Raw genomic sequence first — 16,722 nt, forward strand, 5'->3', positions numbered from 1 at the left:
GGCGGGAACTGTGACACAGCTCCCGCCGCCTGCCACACGCTCCGCTGACCCGCCGTCAGCGGTAGCGGGCGCACAGCTCGCGCTTCAGGACCTTGTGGCTCGGTCCGAGCGGGTAGGAGTCGGTGAACTCCACCCGGCGTGGGTACCTGTGTCGCCCCAGGTGCTTCTTGGACCAGCCGACGATGTCCTGCGGGGACGGGCTGGGGGAGTAGGACGGGTCCAGCAACAGGACCGCGGAGACCTCCTCACCGTGGGTGTCGTCCGGGACGGCGGCCTCCGCGACGGCGGGGTGGCGCTCGAGGGTCTCCTCGACCTCGCGTGGGGAGACGTTGAAGCCGCAGCGGATGACGACGTCCTTCTTGCGGTCCACGATTAAGTCGTTCCGCTTACCCAGGCAGCGTGATCCTCTACACGAATCACCGCTACCCCGTGGTCCGGGTCTCTCTCACTCAGAGTCAACATGGCACGGACAATCGCACCCATACTCGGGATTGCCGAGCGACACCGGCTTGCCGACCGGGCACCCGGCGCCGATGCCGCAGTCCTCACGCCCGGTGCAGCTGCCGAAGAACGATCGCTCGGGCGGCGTCCACGTTCGCTGCTCCGGCTCCTGACGGACCTCGGGGTACGGCCACTGCCGCTTGAAGTACGGGCCGCTCACGAGACGCCCTCACCAGTGGCGAGCGTCAGGTTGTGGGCGTCGCGCGCGTGGGCCTGGTTCTGAACCGTCACCAACTGGACCTGCTGCTCCCAGTCCGGAGCGCTGCCCGCAGCGAGCATCCGTTCCCACAGGCTTTCGCACTCGGCACAGTCGGGCTCGAAGTGCGTCGCGGCGTACGGGTCGCGGATCGTCACGCCGCAGCCTCCACCGGTCCGGCGTGCTCCGGGCACGCCTTGACCGGCCAGCCCAGGCGCCCGCCGTCACCGTTCGGGGTGTGGACGTGGCCGGCGGAGACGAGGCCGTCGAGGTGGCTTTCGCAGCGCACGCAGGCGCGGCCGTGGAGCTGCTGGCTTGAGATGGTGACCTCGAGTGCGGAGCCGTCCGGCAGCTCACACTGGGCGGTGATGGGGTGCACGGTCAGGTCGGTCATCGCGTCCCCGGCGGCACGCAGTCGGGGCAGGTGACTACCTGCCAGGGCCGGGGGCGGGCCCTCGCCGTCGGGAACCGATCCCGTCACGGCGGGAACGAGGGGACGGTCTCTCGATGCCGTGCATCCGCAGCCGATGCAGGCCTCGGCGTGCAGGCGGGCGATACTCACCTGCTCAGGCAGCGGCAGGCGTCGTTCCAGCGTGTACGCCACGGGTGTGTTCTCCGCTCAAGGGGTGAGCGATCTCTGACACTCCTCATGCTGGCGGCCTGCAAGGGCACCTAGGGACACAGCTTGTGTCCCTGCGGTCAGACGACGTGGGCCCACTCGGCGAACCCGATCAGGCTGTCGCGGTCGCTCCTCTTTGTGCGCAGCAGCGACTTCAGACACTGGTGGACCTGGCCGTGTTCGCGGACGTGCTGCGGCGCGATCGTCCGTGCGACCTGGAGGGATTCGAAGGCGTCGTCCTGCAGGTTCTGCCACAGCTGGGCGCGGGCGATGTCGATGTAGAAGTGGCTGCGGCGTTCTGCAGGCAGCCTGGCCGGTGGCTTCCAGGTGCGGGCGGCCTTCAGCACGGTGTCGGCGTCGCCGAGTTCGACCGCGACGGCGACCTGGTGGACGCGGAAGCTGTCCGGGCCGAACGCCGTCCCGGTGTAGACGCCTTCGGGCACGCGCTCGGCGCAGTGGCCGGCTCCGGCGAGGTGGGTGCGGGCGCGGTCTTCGTCACGGATGCGGCCGGCGGCGACGGCGGCACGCATGTGCAAGGCGCCGACCGCGGCGGCGACGCTCCTCGACCTGGTGGCGGGGGCGGCGTCGATGGCGGCTTCCAGCGTTCGCAGGCCGGGGGTGAGGTTCTCGAGGCGTCCGGCTGCGAAGAAGGTCTCCATGCGCACGTAGGCGGCGGTCGCTTCGAGGGCGGGGTTTTCGGCTTGGCGGGCGGCCCAGCGCATGAGTTCGATCAACCTGGCGGACAGATCGTGGTAGCGGAACTTGTAGACGACGGCGTCGGCGGACCGGTAGGCGGAGGCGAGTAGCGCTGCGGCCTGCTGTCGTTCGACGCCAGTGCGGGTGTGGACGGCGCGGGACAGTTCAGCGAGCAGAGCGGGCAGGGGGCGCGTGAGCTGTGCGTACTGGGAGTCGAGGCGCCTCTGTTCCAGCCCGGCGGTGGCGTCCCGTAGTTGGTGCAGGGGGCGGACGGGTCCGTCGTCGGGGAGGTCGTAGGCGTCGATCGCGGCGCGCAGGGCGGGGATGGTGGCGTGGACACGGCTGCTGGTGAGGCTGCCGTTCCCGAGGAGCTGCCCGGGGTCGACGTCGAGGGCATCGGCGATGGATTCGATGACTGCGTCGCTGGGTTGGCGACTGCCCTGTTCGATCTTCTTGACGGTGCTGGTCGACACGTTCGCAGCTGCCGCGAGTTCGGTCTGGTCCATGCGCTTGAGGCGGCGGGCGGCGGCGATACGCGCCCCTACCGTGTCGGGGTTGCGCGGTAGCATGCTGGACTCCGTTCCTGACTCACCATCTGGAACGGTACCGGTGCGGTGTGTAGCCGTGCAGGTGAAGCGCCCAGTCTGCCGGTCCCCGGGATGGACGCCCGGGTGTCAGGCCAGCAGTGCGGCCAGCTCGGTCAGCGAGTTGATGTGGTAGTCCGCTGCGGCGGCCTCGGGCTGGTCTGCCCACAGGTAGCCCCAGGGGCCGCGGCGGATGTGGCAGGCCTTCAGTCCGGCGGCCTGAGCCGGGGTGATGTCGTTCGCCGGGTGGTCGCCGACATAGAGGATCTCGCCGGGGGCGCGGTCCGCCCAGGATGCGAGGGTGGCGAAGAACTCGAGGTCGGGCTTGGCGACCTGCCACTCGCCGGACACGCCGATCGCGTCTGCAGGGAGGTCGAGGCCGCGGAGGAGGTTCCCAACGGCGGCGGTCTGGTTGCCGGCGATGCCGACCCACAGGCCGGCGTCGCGCAGGGCCTGAAGGCCTGGGCGGACGTCGGGGTAGAGGTCTGTCTCGTCGACGCGTTCGCCGTGCCCGTGGTGTTCGCGGACCTTGTATTCGGCCCACAGGTCCAGATCGGGCTTGACCAGTCGGAGGGCGTCGGCGTTGTCGCGGCCCTGGGCGACGACGGCGCCGACGAGCGCGGACAGGGTGTGGTGCGGGACCTTCAGCCAGTCGGCCCAGTCTGCCCAGAAGCGGCGGTCGCTGGTGATGGTCTCGCCGACGTCGAACACCACTGCGCTGATCTGAGGCATGCGGGGAGCCTACCGGGCGCTGTCGTACGCGGGTTCTACACCGCGGCCTGTGTCATCGATCGAGGAGCTGAAAGCCGCATTCGACTCCGCGCGGGCGGCGCTGGAGGCGAACTCCGAGGGCGTCACCGCCAACTATCGGCAGGAGTTGCCCCAGCCCGCTGAGAGGACTGGCCCCGGCCCGCATCCGGACAGGGCGTACGAGTGGGCGAAGGCGTGGACGGCCGAGGAGAAGGGGGAGCTTGCGCGGTTGCGTGGTGCGGCCGGACGCTGCGGTGGCACTGCACCGGGCCCGGCAGGCTGTTGGAGGGGCTTGAATCGGCGTGGCTCCCGTGCGTCTTGCCGTGCGCCCGGGGACTAGGATCAGGGGTGTGGCCAACCTGCGCGACGATCCGATAGCCCAGGCCAACGCGGCGATCCGCGACCTCATCGAGTCCCTTCCCGGCGGGCGCATCAGGCCCACAGACCGCCCCGAATACGAGCGACTCGTTCGTGCCTGGTTCACCGCAGTCGGCGGACCGGACCGGGCCGGCGACGAGGAACCCGCAAGACACTCCGCCTGAGGGTAGTTGTAGGGTCCAAGCCATGCCGTCAAACACCGCGCAGACCAGGTACACCGCGAAGCCGGGGGACACCCGCAAGGGCTGCTGCCTTGCTGTGGTGGCAACGATCCTCCTCGGGGCGGTAATCGTCGGAGTGCTGTTCCTGCTCGGCCCGAAGGGCTGACTCTCTGCCGCCTGGGAACACAAAGAAACGCCGTCCGCCTGCCGAAGCAGACAAGCGGCGCCCTAGGTCAGTCCTTCGGGTGTCGGCCGACCTTCTTCTTGCACGCCGCGCAGGTCTCTCCGTGATGAGAACCGGTCCAGAACTCGGTCGGCGAGCTCGGTCATGCCGATCAGGCCCTCGGAGTTGAGGAACTCGTCCCACCTGCCGACCAGACAACGTGGGCCCCGTCCACCGAGTTGCTGGTGGACGGGGTCTCGTGCTGTCTGCCTAGAGCAGCTTCGACCTGGTCGTGCTGCCGCGCTTGGCGGGCGCGTTGCCGGCGCGCCGTGGCTTCCGCGGGCGGGGCTTGGCGAGGTTCTCGCTGAGGTTCAGTCCGGTACGCGCCTGCTCGACCGCCGAGTGCTTCGGCTGGCACTCGACGCAGAACACCTCGGACGCCGGCCCGGTCGGGTATTCCATCGACGCCGGCGGCAGGTAGTGGGCGCCGCAGTCCTGGCACAGGAACACGGACCGCGTCGGGTCGTCAAGGCTGTCCATCAGGCGATCCTTCCGCTGCCGCCGCACGAGGTGCAGGGGCTGTAGTACCGGTGCTCCTGCGCGACGAGCTTGCCGTCGCTGTCGGTCTCGTACGTGTACTCGACCTTGTCGGTGCCGCCTTGCCCGCTGCACGCGTTGCAGGGCTGATCCGGCATCCGGGCCTCCGAGGGTGAGGGTGCATCCACCGTAGCCGCGCACGGGCCTGGCGGGCAGTCACTCGGACGGGTTCGACCCAGATGCGGCCAGCGAGGGAGGCGCGGGCGATCCTCGACAACTGGGTGTTCGACGAGCACCCGGATCGGGCTGCGGTGACGGACTACTACCCGGACCGCGGCTGACGTTCTGTCGCGGGGTGGGTGTTGCCTGCCCCGCCAACGGTGCCGGTGCCGGCACCGTTGGCGTGAGCGGCGTGACCGCCACTCGGCCCGAGGTACAGCAGGCGGTCGTGCTCGTCGAACAGCCGGTGGAGGGCCGTCAGGCCGTTGCGGTACGCGCGCTCCCGGGCACCCTCTTCACGTGCAGCAGGTGCACCGGCACGACCACGCCGCCCGCCGCCAGGACGGAGGCGAGCGGCAGCGTCGTCACCGGGCGCCGCCGTTGACGTAGAGCGTCTGGCCGCTGACGTAGGAGGCGTCCTCCGAGGCGAGGAAGGCGACGACGGCCGCGATGTCCTCGGGCTGGCCGACGCGGCGCAGCGGCGTGCGGCCCGCGACCTCCGCCTGGTGGTCCTCGGCGGAGGCGCCGACGCGCTCGGCGGTCGCGGCGGTCATCGAGGTGGCGATGTAGCCGGGCGCGACGGCGTTCACGTTGATGTTGAACGGGCCGAGCTCGATCGCGAGGGTCGCGGTGAAGCCCTGGATGCCGGCCTTGGCGGCGGCGTAGTTGGCCTGGCCGCGGTTGCCCAGCGCGGAGCGGGACGACAGCGAGACGATCTTGCCCCACTTCTGCGCGCACATGTACTTCTGGGCCACGTGCGAGCAGTTGTAGACACTGGTCAGGTTGACCGTGACGACGGCGTCCCAGTCGGTCTTCGGCATCTTGAAGAACAGGTTGTCGCGGGTGATGCCGGCGTTGTTGACCAGGATGTGGACGGTGCCGAAGTCGGCGGCGACCTGCGCGAAGACGGCCTCGACGGCCTCGTAGTCGGTCACGTCGCAGCCGTAGGCGCGGGCGGTGGCGCCCTTGGCGGTGATCGCGTCGACGGTGGCCTGGGCCCGCTCGGCGGTCAGGTCGACGACGGCGACGTTCGCGCCCTCCTCGGCCAGACGCTGGGCCGTGGCGGCGCCGATGCCCTGGGCTGCGCCGGTGACGACGGCGACGCGGTCGGTGAAGCGGCTCATGGTCTGAAGACTCCTCAACAACGGGGTGCGGTCGAACGGGGTGCGGTCGGCTCTCCCGCCTGCGTGGTCCCCGCCCGCGCGAACGCGGCGAGCGGGGCGGGGTGTGGCCTTGGACCACGAGGGCGGAGAAGCGCGGGGAGTGAAAGCAGAGAGGGAACGAAGGGTTCAGGCGGGCCGCGAGCGGATCAGTCGCGGTCGACGAGGACGGCGGTGCCCTGGCCGACGCCGACGCACATGGTGGCCAGGCCGCGGGAGTCGCCCGTGCGGGCCATGCGGTGCAGCAGGGTGGTGAGGATGCGCGCGCCGGACGCGCCGAGCGGGTGGCCGATGGCGATCGCGCCGCCCTGGGGGTTCACCAGCTCCGGGTCGATGCCCAGTTCGCGCACGCAGGCCAGCGCCTGGGCGGCGAAGGCCTCGTTGAACTCGGCCGTCTGCACCGACTCCAGCGTCCGGCCGGTGCGGGCCAGCACGCGCTGGACGGCCGGGACCGGGCCGATGCCCATGACGTCCGGGTGCACTCCCGCGCTCGCGCCGCCGACGTAGCGGCCCAGCGGCTCGACGTCCAGCGACGCCAGCGCCTCCTCGCTGCACAGGATCAGCGCGGCCGCACCGTCGTTCATCGGCGAGGCGTTGCCCGCCGTCACGGTGCCGCCGGGGCGGAAGACGGCCCGCAGCGTGGCGAGCTTCTCCAGGCTGGTGTCGGGGCGGATCGACTCGTCCTGGGAGACGACGGTGCCGTCCCCCAGGGTGACCGGCACGATCTCGGCGTCGAACAGGCCGTTCTTGCGGGCGGCGGCCGCCGCCTGGTGGGAGCGGAACGCGAAGGCGTCCTGGTCCTCGCGGCTGACGCCGTAGCGTGCGGCGACCTCCTCGGCGGTCTCGCCCATGGAGAGCAGGCCGTGCAGCTCCTTCATCCGCGGGTTGACCATGCGCCAGCCGAGCTTGGTGTCGAAGATCTCCTGGCCGTGCGGCAGCGCCTCCTGCGCGCGGGGCAGCACGAACGGCGCGCGGCTCATCGACTCCGAGCCGCCCGCGACGACGATGTCCGCCTCACCGGCGGCGATGGCGCGGGCGGCGGTGGTGACGGCCTCCAGGCCGGAGGCGCACAGCCGGTTGAGCGTCGCGCCGGGGACGGTCTCGGGCACGCCCGCCAGCAGCAGCGCCATGCGGGCGATGTTGCGGTTGTCCTCACCGGCCTGGTTGGCGGCGCCCCAGTAGACGTCGTCGATCCGGGCCGGGTCGAGGGCGGGCACGGCGTCCAGCGCGGCGCGCAGTGCGGTGGCGGCGAGGTCGTCGGGGCGGACGCCGGACAGCACGCCGCGCAGGCGGCCGATGGGGGTCCGCCTGGCGGCGGCGAAGTACACGGGGCGCATCGTCGGGCTCCTGGGCAGTGGGGAGTGCGGGAGAGAGGTCAGAACGCGTTGACGCCGGTCAGGGCCCGGCCGATGAGCAGCTTCTGTATCTGGCTGGTGCCCTCGTACAAGGTCATCACGCGGGCGTCGCGGACGTACTTGCCGACGGGGTACTCGTCGATGAAGCCGTAGCCGCCGAAGACCTGCAGGGCGGTGTTGGCGGCCTTGACCGCCGCCTCGGAGGCGTAGAGCTTGGCGACCGAGGACTCCGTCTGGAACGGCTCGCCGCGTTCGATCAGGTCGGCGACCCGCCACACCAGCAGCCGGGCGGCGTCGAGCTCGACCTTGATGTCGGCCAGCATCTCCTGGACCAGCTGGTGGGAGGCGATGGGCTTGGCGAACTGCTCGCGCTGGGTGGCGTAGGCGACGGCGGCGTCCAGGGAGGCCTGGATGATGCCGACGCAGCCGGCCGCGACGGACATACGCCCCTTGGCCAGCGCCGACATGGCGACGTTGAAGCCCTTGCCCTCGGGACCGAGCATGGCGTCGGCGGGCACGCGCACGTCCTCGAAGACCAGCTCGGCCGTCGGCTGGCCGCGCAGGCCCAGCTTGCCGTGGACGGTGGTGCGGGTCAGGCCGGGGGTGTCGGTGGGCACGAGGAAGGCGCTGACGCCCTTGTGTCCCGCCTGTTCCGGATCGCCCGGCTCGCCGGTGCGGGCGAAGACCAGGGCGACCTCGGCCCAGGTGCCGTTGGTGATGAACATCTTCGCGCCGTTGATCACCCAGTGGTCGCCGTCGCGGACGGCGCGCGTGGTGAGGTTGCCCGCGTCCGAGCCGGTGCCGGGCTCGGTGAGGGCGAAGCAGCCCAGCGCGTCCCCGGCGCACAGGCGTGGCAGCCAGCGCTGCTTCTGATCCTCGGTGCCCCAGTGGTTGATCGACTTCGCGACCAGCCCGAGCGAGACCGAGAGAAGCCCGCGCACGGAGGAGTCACCGCGGCCCAGCTCCTCGGTGACCAGCACGTAGGCGAGGTGGTCACCGCCGGAGCCGCCGTACTCCTCGGGGATGGTCAGGCCCAGGAAGCCGAGCGCGCCCAGCTTCTTCACGATGCCCTGGTCGACCTGCTCCGCCCGGTCCCAGGCGGCGGCGTTCGGGACGACCTCGCGGTTCACGAAGTCGGCGGCCAGCTCGCGGACGGCGGCCTGTTCCTCGGTGAGCTCCAGGTTCACGGCATCTCCCCTAGCTGGTGGCGCCCCTGCGGTCGTCGGTGACGGCAGTTAAACTAGCACTGCAAGTTTTAAGACGGTAACCCCGTACGGCAGGCTTGGGGAAGTGCGTCGCCCGACGCGCACGAGAACCGACCGCGACGCCGGCGCGTCACCGACCCGTGCCGAAGACCCCCAGGTGAGGAGGGCCGGAGCCCGATGGCCAGGCCGCGCAACCCGCTGCTCAGCCACGAGCGCATCGTCGAGGCCGCACTGCGCCTGGCGGACGAGGAGGGCCTGGATGCGCTCTCCACCCGCCGCCTCGCCGCGGAGCTCGGCGTGAGCGGCCCGTCCCTCTACCACCACTTCGCCACCAAGGACGCGCTGCTCGACGCCGTCGTGGACGCCGTGGTCGGCGAGGTCCGCCTCGACATGCTCGGCCGCGACCCGTGGCCCGAGGCGCTGCGCGCCTGGGCCCGCTCCTACCGGGCCGCGCTGGTCGCGCACCCCAATCTGGTGCCGGTCCTCGCCCACGGGCCCGGCCGCCGGCCCAACGCGCTCAGGCTCGCCGACGCCGTCTTCGGCGCCCTCGTCGACGCAGGCTGGCCCAGCGGCGACGCCACCCGCATCGGCGCGCTGATGCGCTACCTGGTCTTCGGTTCGGCGCTGGGCTCCTTCGCCGGCGGCTTCGTCGACGACGCCGGCCTCTACGCCGACCAGTACCCGCACCTCGGCCAGGCCCACTTGCTGGCGGAACGTCAGAGAGCGGTGGACGAAGGCGCGTTCGAGCTCGGACTGGACTCGGTCCTGCTCGGACTGGAGGCCCGCTACGCGCGCGTCGGCGCGTAGATTCACGGGATGACCTCAACCTTGTCGTCCTCATCGTCCTCGCCGTCCTCATCGCTCCGACTGGAGAAGATCACGCCCGACAACGTGGCCGCGGCCTGCCGGCTCCAGGTGCGGCCGGACCAGCAGGACCTGGTGGCCCCGGTGGCCTGGTCCCTGGCCGAGGCCTACGCGAATCCGGAGATGGCCTGGCCCCGGCTGGTCTTCGACGGCGACGAACTCGTGGGCTTCGTGATGGGCTGCTTCGACCCGGACAACCCGATCGCCGCCTACCGGTGCGGTTTCTGGCGGCTCAACATCGCGGCCGACCGCCAGGGCCGGGGCTACGGCAGGTTCGCGGTGGCGGCGGTGCTGGCCGAGGTGCGGCGACGCGGCGAGTCCCGGGCGACCGTGACCTGGGTCCCCGGCGAGCACGGGCCGCAGGAGTTCTACCTGAAGCTCGGGTTCCGCCCCACCGGCGAGGTGCTCCACGGCGAGATCGTCGCCGAGATCCACCTGTCGGAGTTCCAGGGCTGATCCGGGCCCGACCGGGGGGTGCTGACTCTCGGTGAGTTCAAATCGTTATCCGGCGCCCCCCGGAATCAACATTCTCCAACAACCTCGCAAAGGCCCGCTCAGAAGCGCTTTCCCGGGCGTCGACGCCGCAGACCCGCGAAGCCGCCGGTGAACCCCGCGCTGGGCTGCCACTTTGTGCCGTCAGGGCCCTTGACAGGGCGTCAAGCTGTTGGTGGTATCTGAACGCTCACGTTCGTTTGTGTGTTCATTAGCGTTCCTTGAACGGCACTGCACCCCACGGGAGGGGACATGGCAACGCCCGGACCGCACGACCGCACCACCAGCAACAGCCCCACCAGAAGGTCGGTCCTGCGCGCCGCCGCGATCGGCGCCGGGGCTGTCACGCTTCCCTCCGTCCTCGCCGCCTGCGCCAGCGGGTCCGGCGCGGGAGGAGCAGGCGGGAAGACCGTCACCTTCGGTTCCAACTGGTCCGACCCGGTGCCGAAGAAGGGCATCGCCACGGCGATAGCCGGCTTCCAGTCCAGCAGCGGCTACACCGTCAAGACCAACACCGTCGACCACAACTCGTTCCAGGAGAACATCAACCGCTACCTCCAGGGCAACCCCGACGACGTCTTCGGCTGGTTCGCCGGCTACCGCATGCAGTACTTCGCCCAGAAGGGGCTGCTCGGCGACATCAGCGACGTCTGGTCGGGCTTCACCGGCATGTCCGACGCCATCAAGGCGCAGTCCACGGGGCTGGACGGCAAGCAGTACTTCGTGCCGCTCTACTACTACCCATGGGCGGTCTTCTACCGGAAGTCCGTCTTCGCCCAGCACGGCTACCAGCTCCCCACCACCTGGGACCAGTACATCGCCCTGGCCAAGCAGATGCAGAAGGACGGTCTCGTCCCCATCTCCTTCTCGGACAAGGACGGCTGGCCGGCCATGGGGACGTTCGACTACATCAACATGCGCCTGAACGGCTACGACTTCCACAAGTCGCTGATGGGCGGTCATGAGGACTGGTCCGGGCCGAAGGTGAAGAAGGTCTTCGACACCTGGCGCGAACTGCTCCCCTTCTACCAGCAGGGCGCGCTCGGCCTCACCTGGCAGGAGTCCGCACAGGCCCTGCAGCAGAAGAAGACCGGCATGATGACCCTCGGCATGTTCCTCGGCCAGCAGTTCGGCACGGACGTGTCCGACCTGGACTTCTTCGCCTACCCGGCGATCGACCCGGCCAACGGCCAGGACGCCGTCGAGGCGCCGATCGACGGCTTCCTGCTCTCGCACAAGGCCAAGAACGTCACTGCCGCCAAGAAGCTGCTGGCCTTCCTCGGCACCGCCAAGGCCGAGAACGACTACCTGTCCATCGACCCGACCGAACTGGGCGTCAACTCCTCGGTCGTCACCACCGGTTACTCGCCGCTTCAGCAGTCCGGCGCCAAGCTGGTGTCCACCGCCAAGAGCATCTCGCAGTTCATGGACCGCGACTGCCGCCCGGACTTCGTCTCCACCGTGATGATCCAGGCGCTGCAGACCTTCCTCAACAACCCGAACGACGTCGACGGGCTGTGCAACTCCATCCAGCGGCAGAAGACGGCCATCTATGCGACCGAAGGCTGACCTCGAACCCGCCGTGACCGCAGGCGCACCTGCCGCCGCCGCGCCCGCCGCCGCCCCCGACCAGGGGCGGCGGCGCCCGCGCGCCGCGCGTCGCAGGATCCGCCGGCTGACCACGCGCGACCGCCTCGTCATCACCGTGCTGCTCGGCCTGCCGCTGCTGTTCACCTTCGTGCTGGTGTGGGCGACCACGCTCGCCTCGATCGGCCTGTCCTTCACCAACTGGGACGGGATCGGCTCGGCCAAGTTCATCGGGATCGACAACTACAAGGAACTGTTCACCAACTACCCGCCGTTCGCGACCGCGATCTGGCACAACCTGCTCTGGCTCGGCTTCCTGGCGCTGATCGCCACCCCGCTCGGCCTGCTCTTCGCGGTCCTGCTGGACCGCAAGATCCGGTTCGGCCGCTTCTACCAGAGCGCGCTCTACCTGCCCGTCGTGCTCTCGCTGGCCGTGATCGGCTTCATCTCGCAGCTGATCTTCGCCCGCGACGACGGCATCCTCAACACCGTGCTCGGCACCACCGGCCAGGGCCAGCACCCCGTCGACTGGATCGGCGACCCGCACATCAACATCTGGGTCGTGCTGGTCATGGCGGGCTGGCGCCACGCCGGCTACGTCATGGTGCTCTACCTGGCCGGCCTCAAGGGCGTCGACCCGTCGCTCAAGGAGGCCGCCGCCATCGACGGCGCCAACGCGCGGCAGACCTTCTTCCGCGTCGTCTTCCCGGTGATGCGGCCGGTCAACATCATCGTCGGCGTCATCACGGTGATCGAGGCGCTGCGCGCCTTCGACATCGTCTACGCCATCAACGGCGGCACCAACGGCCTGGAGCTGCTCAGCGTGCTCATCACCGACAACATCATCGGCGAGGCCAGCCGGATCGGCTTCGGCTCCGCCATCGCGGTCGTGCTGCTGCTGATCTCCGTCGGCTGCATCGTCGCCTACTGCATGACCGAACTGCGGGAGGAGAAGTCGTGACCGCGATCGCCGCCTCTCGCGCGCCGAAGGCCACCGGAACGAAGGGCCCTGGTGCGGCCGTGGCCCCGCGCCGCGTCGGCCTGCACGTCTTCCTCGCGGCCGTGTCGCTGCTGTGGCTGGCGCCGCTGCTGCTGGCCGTCTACGCGTCGCTGCGGCCCTACCAGGAGACGGCGAAGTACGGCTATTTCTCCTGGCCGCACCACCTCAGCTTCGCCTACTACCGCGAGGCGTTCACCCAGTCGGGCATGGCGCAGCACTTCCTGAACACGCTGATGATCGCGGTCCCGGCCGTGCTGCTGACGCTGTTCTTCGCGTCCTTCGTCGCCTTCTGCATCGCCCGGGTCCGCATCCGCGGCGGGTTCTTCATCCTGATCCTGTTCACCGCCGGCAACCTGCTTCCCCCGCAGGTCATGGTGACCCCGGTGTACGAGCTGTTCACCCGGATCCCGCTGCCGTACTGGATGTCCGACTCGCTGACGATGTACGACTCGTACTGGGGCGTCATCGCCATCCACATCGCCTTCCAGACCGGCTTCTGCGTCTTCGTGATGACCAACTTCATGAAGGCGCTGCCCGAGGAGCTGCGCGAGGCGGCGATCGTCGACGGCGCGGGCGTGTGGACGCAGTTCTGGCGGATCACCCTGCCGCTGTGCCGCCCGGCGCTCGCGGCCCTGGCCACGCTGGAGTTCGCCTGGATCTACAACGACTTCCTGTGGGCGCTGGTGCTGATGTCGTCGGGCGACAAGATGCCGGTCACCAGTGCGCTCAACAACCTGAAGGGACAGTACTTCCAGGACTACAACCTGCTCGCCGCCGGTTCCGTGCTGGTCGCCCTGCCGACCGTGATCCTCTTCTTCATCCTGCAGCGCCACTTCATCGCCGGGCTCACCCTGGGCGCGACCAAGGGCTGAGCGGGCCGGGCGGCGCGACCGCGGCCGGGGATTCCTGCGACATCCCCCGGCCGCGGTGCTCACTCGCCGCCCGGCTCGCCGCCCAGCGCCTTGCGCCCGGTGAAGTACGCGAACGCCCGCGGGGCGTCCTCGTTCGCCGCGAGCTGCTCGTCGGGCGTCTCCCGGGGCTGTTCGTAGCACTCCCACGAGCAGCGCCCCCACGGGGTCCACTCGGTCACCGCGCCGCACCCGCCGCAGACCATCACGTTGACGCCGGGCGGCCCGGGATACTGCCATTCGCCCATGTCACCGATGGTCCCACCGGGTGCACGCTCCCGCCAGCGAGGCGGCCGGGGGTGGGGACAGCCCCCCGTCGCACCCGGCGGACAGTCCCATGGTCCGGGGTGCCACGGGCCGCAAGGATCGAAGCATGACTGAGACAAGCATCGGTCCTCGCCGGAGAGTTGACTCGCACCAGGTGTCGGTGGGGCCGTCCGCGCCGGTCCGGGTCGCCTATCTCTTATGGGCTGTGGCCGTCGGAGCCGGAATGTTCGAGACGCTGCTGGCCGTCGGACGGCTGCTCGCGCGCGGGCACGGGGCCGGACCCGCGATCGCGGCCGGGCTGGCGATCCGGCTGCCGGTCTTCGCCGCCGCACTCGTCGTCGCGGGCCGCATGCGGGACGGGCGGGGCTGGGCGCGGCTCACGCTGGCCCTCGGGCTCGGGATCCTCGGGACCGCGTCCATGGTCGTCCAGCCGGTCGAGGCCCTGCTCCACGGGCGCACCCTCGCCTCCGCGCTCACCACGTCCAGCCCCGTCGACCTGCTCTTCGGCGCCAGCCGCACCGTGCACGTGGCCTGCGTGCTCGGTGCGGTGGCGCTGATGTTCCTGCCCGCCGCCAACGCCTGGTTCCGCGGGCGACGCGGACGCGGCTGACAGCCCGACGGCCGGTTCCGGTCAGCCGCCGTGGGGCTCGCCCCACGCGCCGTCGCGGCGCAGGAACGCCGGGCGCGCGTGCGGGTCCGGCGGGTCGTAGTAGCGGTGGAACACCGCCGTCGCGCCGCCGGAGAGCGGCGGCACGATCCACGACCAGTCCGTCGGCACCGCGCGACCGTGCCGCTGCTCGCGCTCGACGTGGGTGACGAAGCGCTGCGACTCGGTGTGGTGGTCGGCGACGGTGACGCCCGCCTCGGCGAAGGAGTGCAGCACCGCCGCGTTCAGCTCGACCAGCGCCCGGTCCCGCCACAGCGTGCGCTCGTGGGAGGTGTCCAGGCCGAAGACCTCGGCGACCGCCCGCAGCCGGTCGTAGCGGTCGCGGTCGGCGAGGTTCCGCGAACCGATCTCGGTGCCCATGTACCAGCCGTTGAACGGCGCGCACGGGTAGCGGACGCCGCCGATCTCCAGCGTCATGTCGGACACCGCAGGGACCGAGTACCAGCGCAGCCCGAGATCCGCGAAGCCCCGCTCGGTCGGGTGCGTCAACCGCACCTCGTGGACGGCGTCGTCCGGGAGCTCGTAGCAGTCCGGGGGCCGCTCGGGCGAGGACTGCACCAGCAGCGGCAGGGTCTCGAAAGGACCCTCGCCGCCCTTCCAGCCGAGCTCGCGCGCGAGCTCCGCCCGCTCGGCGCTGCGCGGGTCGCACGCGTAGCGCACCAGCTGCTCGTTGAGCAGCCGTGGGGCCTGGCGGCCCGGCAGGTCGGGGGCGAAGACGGTGACGACCGGCCGGATCCGGCCCCCGTTGCCCGCGATCCGCAGATGCTCGAAGCACTGCTCGGCGACGTCGTCCGGTCGGCGCAGCTGCCGCAGGTCCCGGACGACCAGGCTGCGCCAGTACAGCCGCCCGATGCAGCGCGACGCGTTGCGCCAGGCGACGCGCGCGCCGAAGGCGAGCTCCTCCGCTGTGTGCGTGTAGGTCCCGTGTGCGGCCAACTCCGCGCGGATCTCCCGCAGCCGGGCCTCCACGTCCAGCGGCCGCGGCGACTCGGCGGCGAAACCGCGCACGAACTCCTCGGCGGCGACGAGCAGCGCAGGCGGTGCACCGAGCGGTCGTGGTGGGTCCAGTGGCGGGCCCGGTGCCGCCGAGCGGGGCGGCTCGGACGGGGACTGGTGGATCACGGGACAGCCGCGTGGCGCGGGCGCGTGCGAGGTGGTCTGAGCCGGCGGCAGCTGCTTGCGATGGCGAGTGAACAGCAAGGACATCCCTCCCGCACCATGGGTACCGTACGTGCCGGACCGGGCACGCAGAGTGCGGGATTCGGGGGACAGGCGGTCGACGCTGCGGCTATGCTCACGCCCGATCGCACGAGCTCGCGGCCGTCCGCCCCGGAACAGCCGACCCGGGAGCAGTCGGACTCCGTAGACTCACCGCATGCTCAAGGCCGATCGCTTCGCCCGCATCCTCGACCACGTCGCCCGCGCCGGCAGTGCCGACGTGCACCAGCTCGCGGAGCTGCTCGACGTGTCCGGCGCCACCATCCGGCGCGACCTGCAGGCGCTCGACGAGCAGGGGCTGCTGCGCCGCACCCACGGCGGCGCGGTCACCGGCACCGTCAACCTGGAGCTGCCGCTGCGTCACCGTGCGGGCCGCCGACAGGAGGAGAAGCGCCGCATCGCCGAGGCAGCGGCCGCGCTGGTCCCCGACGGCGCGGTCGTCGGCCTGACCGGCGGCAGCACGGTCAGCGAGCTCGCGCACGTCCTCGCGGAGCGCGTCGGCGGCGCCCAGGGGAGCCTCACCGTCGTCACCAACGCGGTCAACATCGCCGCGGACCTGATCGTGCGTCCCGAGATCCGCCTCGTGGTGATCGGCGGTCAGGCCCGCAGCGCCAGCTACGAGCTGGTCGGTCCGGCCGCCGACCAGCATCTCGCCCGCTACCGCCTCGACTTCGCCTTCATCGGCGTCGACGGCCTCAGCGCGGCGGCGGGCTGCACCACCCACGACGAGATGGAGGCCCACACCGACCGCTCCTTCCTGCGTGTCGCCGCCCACCGCGTCGTCCTCGCCGACGGAAGCAAGCTCGGCCGGGCCACCTTCGCCTCGATCTGCCCGCTGGAGGAGATCGACACCCTGGTCACCGACGTCGACCCCGCCGAGCCGGAGCACGCCGCCCTGGAGTCGGCGGACGTGCGCGTCCTGACCGCGACCGGCGACATGGCCTGAGGCCTGAACAGCCCGCCGGGCTGCCCGAGCCAGGGGCAGCCCGGGAGGACGCCGGGGCGGGCCGTCAGGCGGCGGCGTTCAGGAGGCCGAGCAGGCGGGCGACCTCGTCGGCGACGGCGGTGCGCCCCGGGGCGAGCCACTTGCGCGGGTCGACGAGCTTCGGGTCGGCGGCGAGTGCGTCGCGCACGGCCTCGGTGAAGAGGCGGTTGAGGTGCGTGGAGACGTTTATCTTGCGCATCCCCGCCCCCC

Annotated in this window: 22 protein-coding genes and 1 pseudogene; 10 read left to right on the forward strand and 13 right to left on the reverse strand. The window is 70.9% G+C overall.

Annotated features, from left to right (window positions below; translation table 11 throughout):
- Nucleotides 1-55 precede the first annotated feature (55 nt).
- The 5 genes and pseudogenes from TR49_RS11955 to TR49_RS11975 form a co-directional block, all read right to left on the reverse strand.
- A pseudogene (locus TR49_RS11955) lies at nucleotides 56-373 on the reverse strand (AMP-binding enzyme); the annotation flags it as partial.
- A 284-nt stretch (nucleotides 374-657) separates the two neighbouring features.
- Nucleotides 658-855, reverse strand: a complete 198-nt coding sequence (locus TR49_RS11960) for a hypothetical protein (RefSeq protein ID WP_042380624.1) — start codon at nucleotides 853-855, stop codon at nucleotides 658-660.
- Nucleotides 852-1,178 (reverse strand): hypothetical protein, encoded by a 327-nt coding sequence (locus tag TR49_RS11965; protein ID WP_152627207.1) that lies wholly within the window; start codon nucleotides 1,176-1,178, stop codon nucleotides 852-854. Before TR49_RS11965 ends, TR49_RS11960 begins: the two co-directional genes overlap by 4 nt.
- 218 nt (nucleotides 1,179-1,396) lie before the next feature.
- The gene (locus TR49_RS11970; protein ID WP_042380629.1) at nucleotides 1,397-2,581 is read right to left on the reverse strand and encodes a helix-turn-helix domain-containing protein; all 1,185 of its coding nucleotides are present in this window, start codon (nucleotides 2,579-2,581) and stop codon (nucleotides 1,397-1,399) included.
- 105 nt (nucleotides 2,582-2,686) lie between these two features.
- Nucleotides 2,687-3,328 (reverse strand): HAD family hydrolase, encoded by a 642-nt coding sequence (locus tag TR49_RS11975; RefSeq protein WP_042380632.1) that lies wholly within the window; start codon nucleotides 3,326-3,328, stop codon nucleotides 2,687-2,689.
- A gap of 368 nt (nucleotides 3,329-3,696) precedes the next feature.
- Between TR49_RS11975 and TR49_RS11980 the strand changes: the two genes are divergently transcribed.
- Both TR49_RS11980 and TR49_RS43755 read left to right on the forward strand, forming a co-directional pair.
- Nucleotides 3,697-3,888 (forward strand): hypothetical protein, encoded by a 192-nt coding sequence (locus tag TR49_RS11980; protein ID WP_042380634.1) that lies wholly within the window; start codon nucleotides 3,697-3,699, stop codon nucleotides 3,886-3,888.
- A gap of 22 nt (nucleotides 3,889-3,910) precedes the next feature.
- The gene (locus tag TR49_RS43755) at nucleotides 3,911-4,051 is read left to right on the forward strand and encodes a hypothetical protein (protein WP_160311582.1); all 141 of its coding nucleotides are present in this window, start codon (nucleotides 3,911-3,913) and stop codon (nucleotides 4,049-4,051) included.
- Between the two features lie 267 nt (nucleotides 4,052-4,318).
- Here the strand turns inward: TR49_RS43755 and TR49_RS11985 are convergent, their stop codons facing one another.
- The gene (locus TR49_RS11985; protein WP_042380635.1) at nucleotides 4,319-4,588 is read right to left on the reverse strand and encodes a hypothetical protein; all 270 of its coding nucleotides are present in this window, start codon (nucleotides 4,586-4,588) and stop codon (nucleotides 4,319-4,321) included.
- Nucleotides 4,588-4,743, reverse strand: coding sequence for a hypothetical protein (locus tag TR49_RS43760; RefSeq protein ID WP_160311583.1), 156 nt, complete (start codon nucleotides 4,741-4,743; stop codon nucleotides 4,588-4,590). Before TR49_RS43760 ends, TR49_RS11985 begins: the two co-directional genes overlap by 1 nt.
- Before the next feature lie 254 nt (nucleotides 4,744-4,997).
- Here TR49_RS43760 and TR49_RS11990 point away from each other — a divergent pair, with 254 nt between their 5' ends.
- The gene (locus TR49_RS11990; RefSeq protein WP_152627208.1) at nucleotides 4,998-5,189 is read left to right on the forward strand and encodes a hypothetical protein; all 192 of its coding nucleotides are present in this window, start codon (nucleotides 4,998-5,000) and stop codon (nucleotides 5,187-5,189) included.
- Here TR49_RS11990 and TR49_RS11995 read toward each other — a convergent pair.
- The 3 genes from TR49_RS11995 to TR49_RS12005 all read right to left on the reverse strand — a co-directional run bounded on the left by TR49_RS11995 (nucleotide 5,170) and on the right by TR49_RS12005 (nucleotide 8,506).
- Nucleotides 5,170-5,928, reverse strand: coding sequence for a beta-ketoacyl-ACP reductase (locus TR49_RS11995; RefSeq protein WP_042380640.1), 759 nt, complete (start codon nucleotides 5,926-5,928; stop codon nucleotides 5,170-5,172). The genes TR49_RS11990 and TR49_RS11995 overlap by 20 nt on opposite strands.
- 185 nt (nucleotides 5,929-6,113) lie before the next feature.
- A complete protein-coding gene (locus TR49_RS12000; protein ID WP_042380642.1) occupies nucleotides 6,114-7,301 on the reverse strand; it encodes an acetyl-CoA C-acyltransferase in 1,188 nt (395 codons plus the stop codon).
- Between the two features lie 38 nt (nucleotides 7,302-7,339).
- Nucleotides 7,340-8,506: an acyl-CoA dehydrogenase family protein gene (locus TR49_RS12005; RefSeq protein WP_042380645.1), complete on the reverse strand. Its 1,167-nt coding sequence runs from the start codon at nucleotides 8,504-8,506 to the stop codon at nucleotides 7,340-7,342.
- Between the two features lie 195 nt (nucleotides 8,507-8,701).
- On the opposite strand from TR49_RS12005, the gene TR49_RS12010 reads away from it, so the two are divergent.
- The 5 genes from TR49_RS12010 (at nucleotide 8,702) to TR49_RS12030 (ending at nucleotide 13,339) form a co-directional block, all read left to right on the forward strand.
- Nucleotides 8,702-9,331, forward strand: coding sequence for a TetR/AcrR family transcriptional regulator (locus TR49_RS12010; RefSeq protein WP_042380648.1), 630 nt, complete (start codon nucleotides 8,702-8,704; stop codon nucleotides 9,329-9,331).
- Nucleotides 9,332-9,340: 9 nt separating this feature from the next.
- Nucleotides 9,341-9,844, forward strand: coding sequence for a GNAT family N-acetyltransferase (locus tag TR49_RS12015; RefSeq protein ID WP_042380649.1), 504 nt, complete (start codon nucleotides 9,341-9,343; stop codon nucleotides 9,842-9,844).
- 288 nt (nucleotides 9,845-10,132) lie between these two features.
- Nucleotides 10,133-11,449, forward strand: coding sequence for an ABC transporter substrate-binding protein (locus TR49_RS12020; protein ID WP_042380652.1), 1,317 nt, complete (start codon nucleotides 10,133-10,135; stop codon nucleotides 11,447-11,449).
- Nucleotides 11,433-12,428 (forward strand): carbohydrate ABC transporter permease, encoded by a 996-nt coding sequence (locus TR49_RS12025; protein WP_084724813.1) that lies wholly within the window; start codon nucleotides 11,433-11,435, stop codon nucleotides 12,426-12,428. The genes TR49_RS12020 and TR49_RS12025 overlap by 17 nt, the downstream gene beginning before the upstream one ends.
- The gene (locus TR49_RS12030; protein WP_084724814.1) at nucleotides 12,425-13,339 is read left to right on the forward strand and encodes a carbohydrate ABC transporter permease; all 915 of its coding nucleotides are present in this window, start codon (nucleotides 12,425-12,427) and stop codon (nucleotides 13,337-13,339) included. Before TR49_RS12025 ends, TR49_RS12030 begins: the two co-directional genes overlap by 4 nt.
- 59 nt (nucleotides 13,340-13,398) lie before the next feature.
- On the opposite strand, the gene TR49_RS12035 is transcribed toward TR49_RS12030, so the two are convergent.
- Nucleotides 13,399-13,623, reverse strand: a complete 225-nt coding sequence (locus TR49_RS12035; RefSeq protein WP_042380654.1) for a hypothetical protein — start codon at nucleotides 13,621-13,623, stop codon at nucleotides 13,399-13,401.
- 242 nt (nucleotides 13,624-13,865) lie between these two features.
- On the opposite strand from TR49_RS12035, the gene TR49_RS12040 reads away from it, so the two are divergent.
- The gene (locus tag TR49_RS12040; RefSeq protein WP_052434213.1) at nucleotides 13,866-14,252 is read left to right on the forward strand and encodes a hypothetical protein; all 387 of its coding nucleotides are present in this window, start codon (nucleotides 13,866-13,868) and stop codon (nucleotides 14,250-14,252) included.
- A 21-nt stretch (nucleotides 14,253-14,273) separates the two neighbouring features.
- Here TR49_RS12040 and TR49_RS12045 read toward each other — a convergent pair whose 3' ends face one another.
- Nucleotides 14,274-15,515, reverse strand: a complete 1,242-nt coding sequence (locus TR49_RS12045) for a nitric oxide synthase oxygenase (RefSeq protein WP_084724815.1) — start codon at nucleotides 15,513-15,515, stop codon at nucleotides 14,274-14,276.
- A gap of 169 nt (nucleotides 15,516-15,684) precedes the next feature.
- Here TR49_RS12045 and TR49_RS12050 point away from each other — a divergent pair, with 169 nt between their 5' ends.
- The gene (locus TR49_RS12050; RefSeq protein ID WP_042380658.1) at nucleotides 15,685-16,473 is read left to right on the forward strand and encodes a DeoR/GlpR family DNA-binding transcription regulator; all 789 of its coding nucleotides are present in this window, start codon (nucleotides 15,685-15,687) and stop codon (nucleotides 16,471-16,473) included.
- A 64-nt stretch (nucleotides 16,474-16,537) separates the two neighbouring features.
- Here the strand turns inward: TR49_RS12050 and TR49_RS42675 are convergent.
- Nucleotides 16,538-16,722: class II fructose-bisphosphate aldolase (locus TR49_RS42675; RefSeq protein ID WP_174501566.1), on the reverse strand; the 185-nt coding region annotated here is incomplete at its 5' end.

This window comes from Streptacidiphilus melanogenes, assembly GCF_000787835.1.
GTDB lineage: Bacteria > Actinomycetota > Actinomycetes > Streptomycetales > Streptomycetaceae > Streptacidiphilus > Streptacidiphilus melanogenes.

Bases quoted from the DNA above. Each gene is read 5' to 3' on its own strand.
- TR49_RS11970 (WP_042380629.1), bottom strand. From the start codon at position 2,581: ATGCTACCGCGCAACCCCGACACGGTAGGGGCGCGTATCGCCGCCGCC.
- TR49_RS11975 (WP_042380632.1), bottom strand. From the start codon at position 3,328: ATGCCTCAGATCAGCGCAGTGGTGTTCGACGTCGGCGAGACCATCACC.
- TR49_RS43755 (WP_160311582.1), top strand. From the start codon at position 3,911: ATGCCGTCAAACACCGCGCAGACCAGGTACACCGCGAAGCCGGGGGAC.
- TR49_RS11985 (WP_042380635.1), bottom strand. From the start codon at position 4,588: ATGGACAGCCTTGACGACCCGACGCGGTCCGTGTTCCTGTGCCAGGAC.
- TR49_RS43760 (WP_160311583.1), bottom strand. From the start codon at position 4,743: ATGCCGGATCAGCCCTGCAACGCGTGCAGCGGGCAAGGCGGCACCGAC.
- TR49_RS11995 (WP_042380640.1), bottom strand. From the start codon at position 5,928: ATGAGCCGCTTCACCGACCGCGTCGCCGTCGTCACCGGCGCAGCCCAG.
- TR49_RS12000 (WP_042380642.1), bottom strand. From the start codon at position 7,301: ATGCGCCCCGTGTACTTCGCCGCCGCCAGGCGGACCCCCATCGGCCGC.
- TR49_RS12010 (WP_042380648.1), top strand. From the start codon at position 8,702: ATGGCCAGGCCGCGCAACCCGCTGCTCAGCCACGAGCGCATCGTCGAG.
- TR49_RS12015 (WP_042380649.1), top strand. From the start codon at position 9,341: ATGACCTCAACCTTGTCGTCCTCATCGTCCTCGCCGTCCTCATCGCTC.
- TR49_RS12020 (WP_042380652.1), top strand. From the start codon at position 10,133: ATGGCAACGCCCGGACCGCACGACCGCACCACCAGCAACAGCCCCACC.
- TR49_RS12025 (WP_084724813.1), top strand. From the start codon at position 11,433: ATGCGACCGAAGGCTGACCTCGAACCCGCCGTGACCGCAGGCGCACCT.
- TR49_RS12035 (WP_042380654.1), bottom strand. From the start codon at position 13,623: ATGGGCGAATGGCAGTATCCCGGGCCGCCCGGCGTCAACGTGATGGTC.
- TR49_RS12040 (WP_052434213.1), top strand. From the start codon at position 13,866: ATGTTCGAGACGCTGCTGGCCGTCGGACGGCTGCTCGCGCGCGGGCAC.
- TR49_RS12045 (WP_084724815.1), bottom strand. From the start codon at position 15,515: ATGTCCTTGCTGTTCACTCGCCATCGCAAGCAGCTGCCGCCGGCTCAG.
- TR49_RS12050 (WP_042380658.1), top strand. From the start codon at position 15,685: ATGCTCAAGGCCGATCGCTTCGCCCGCATCCTCGACCACGTCGCCCGC.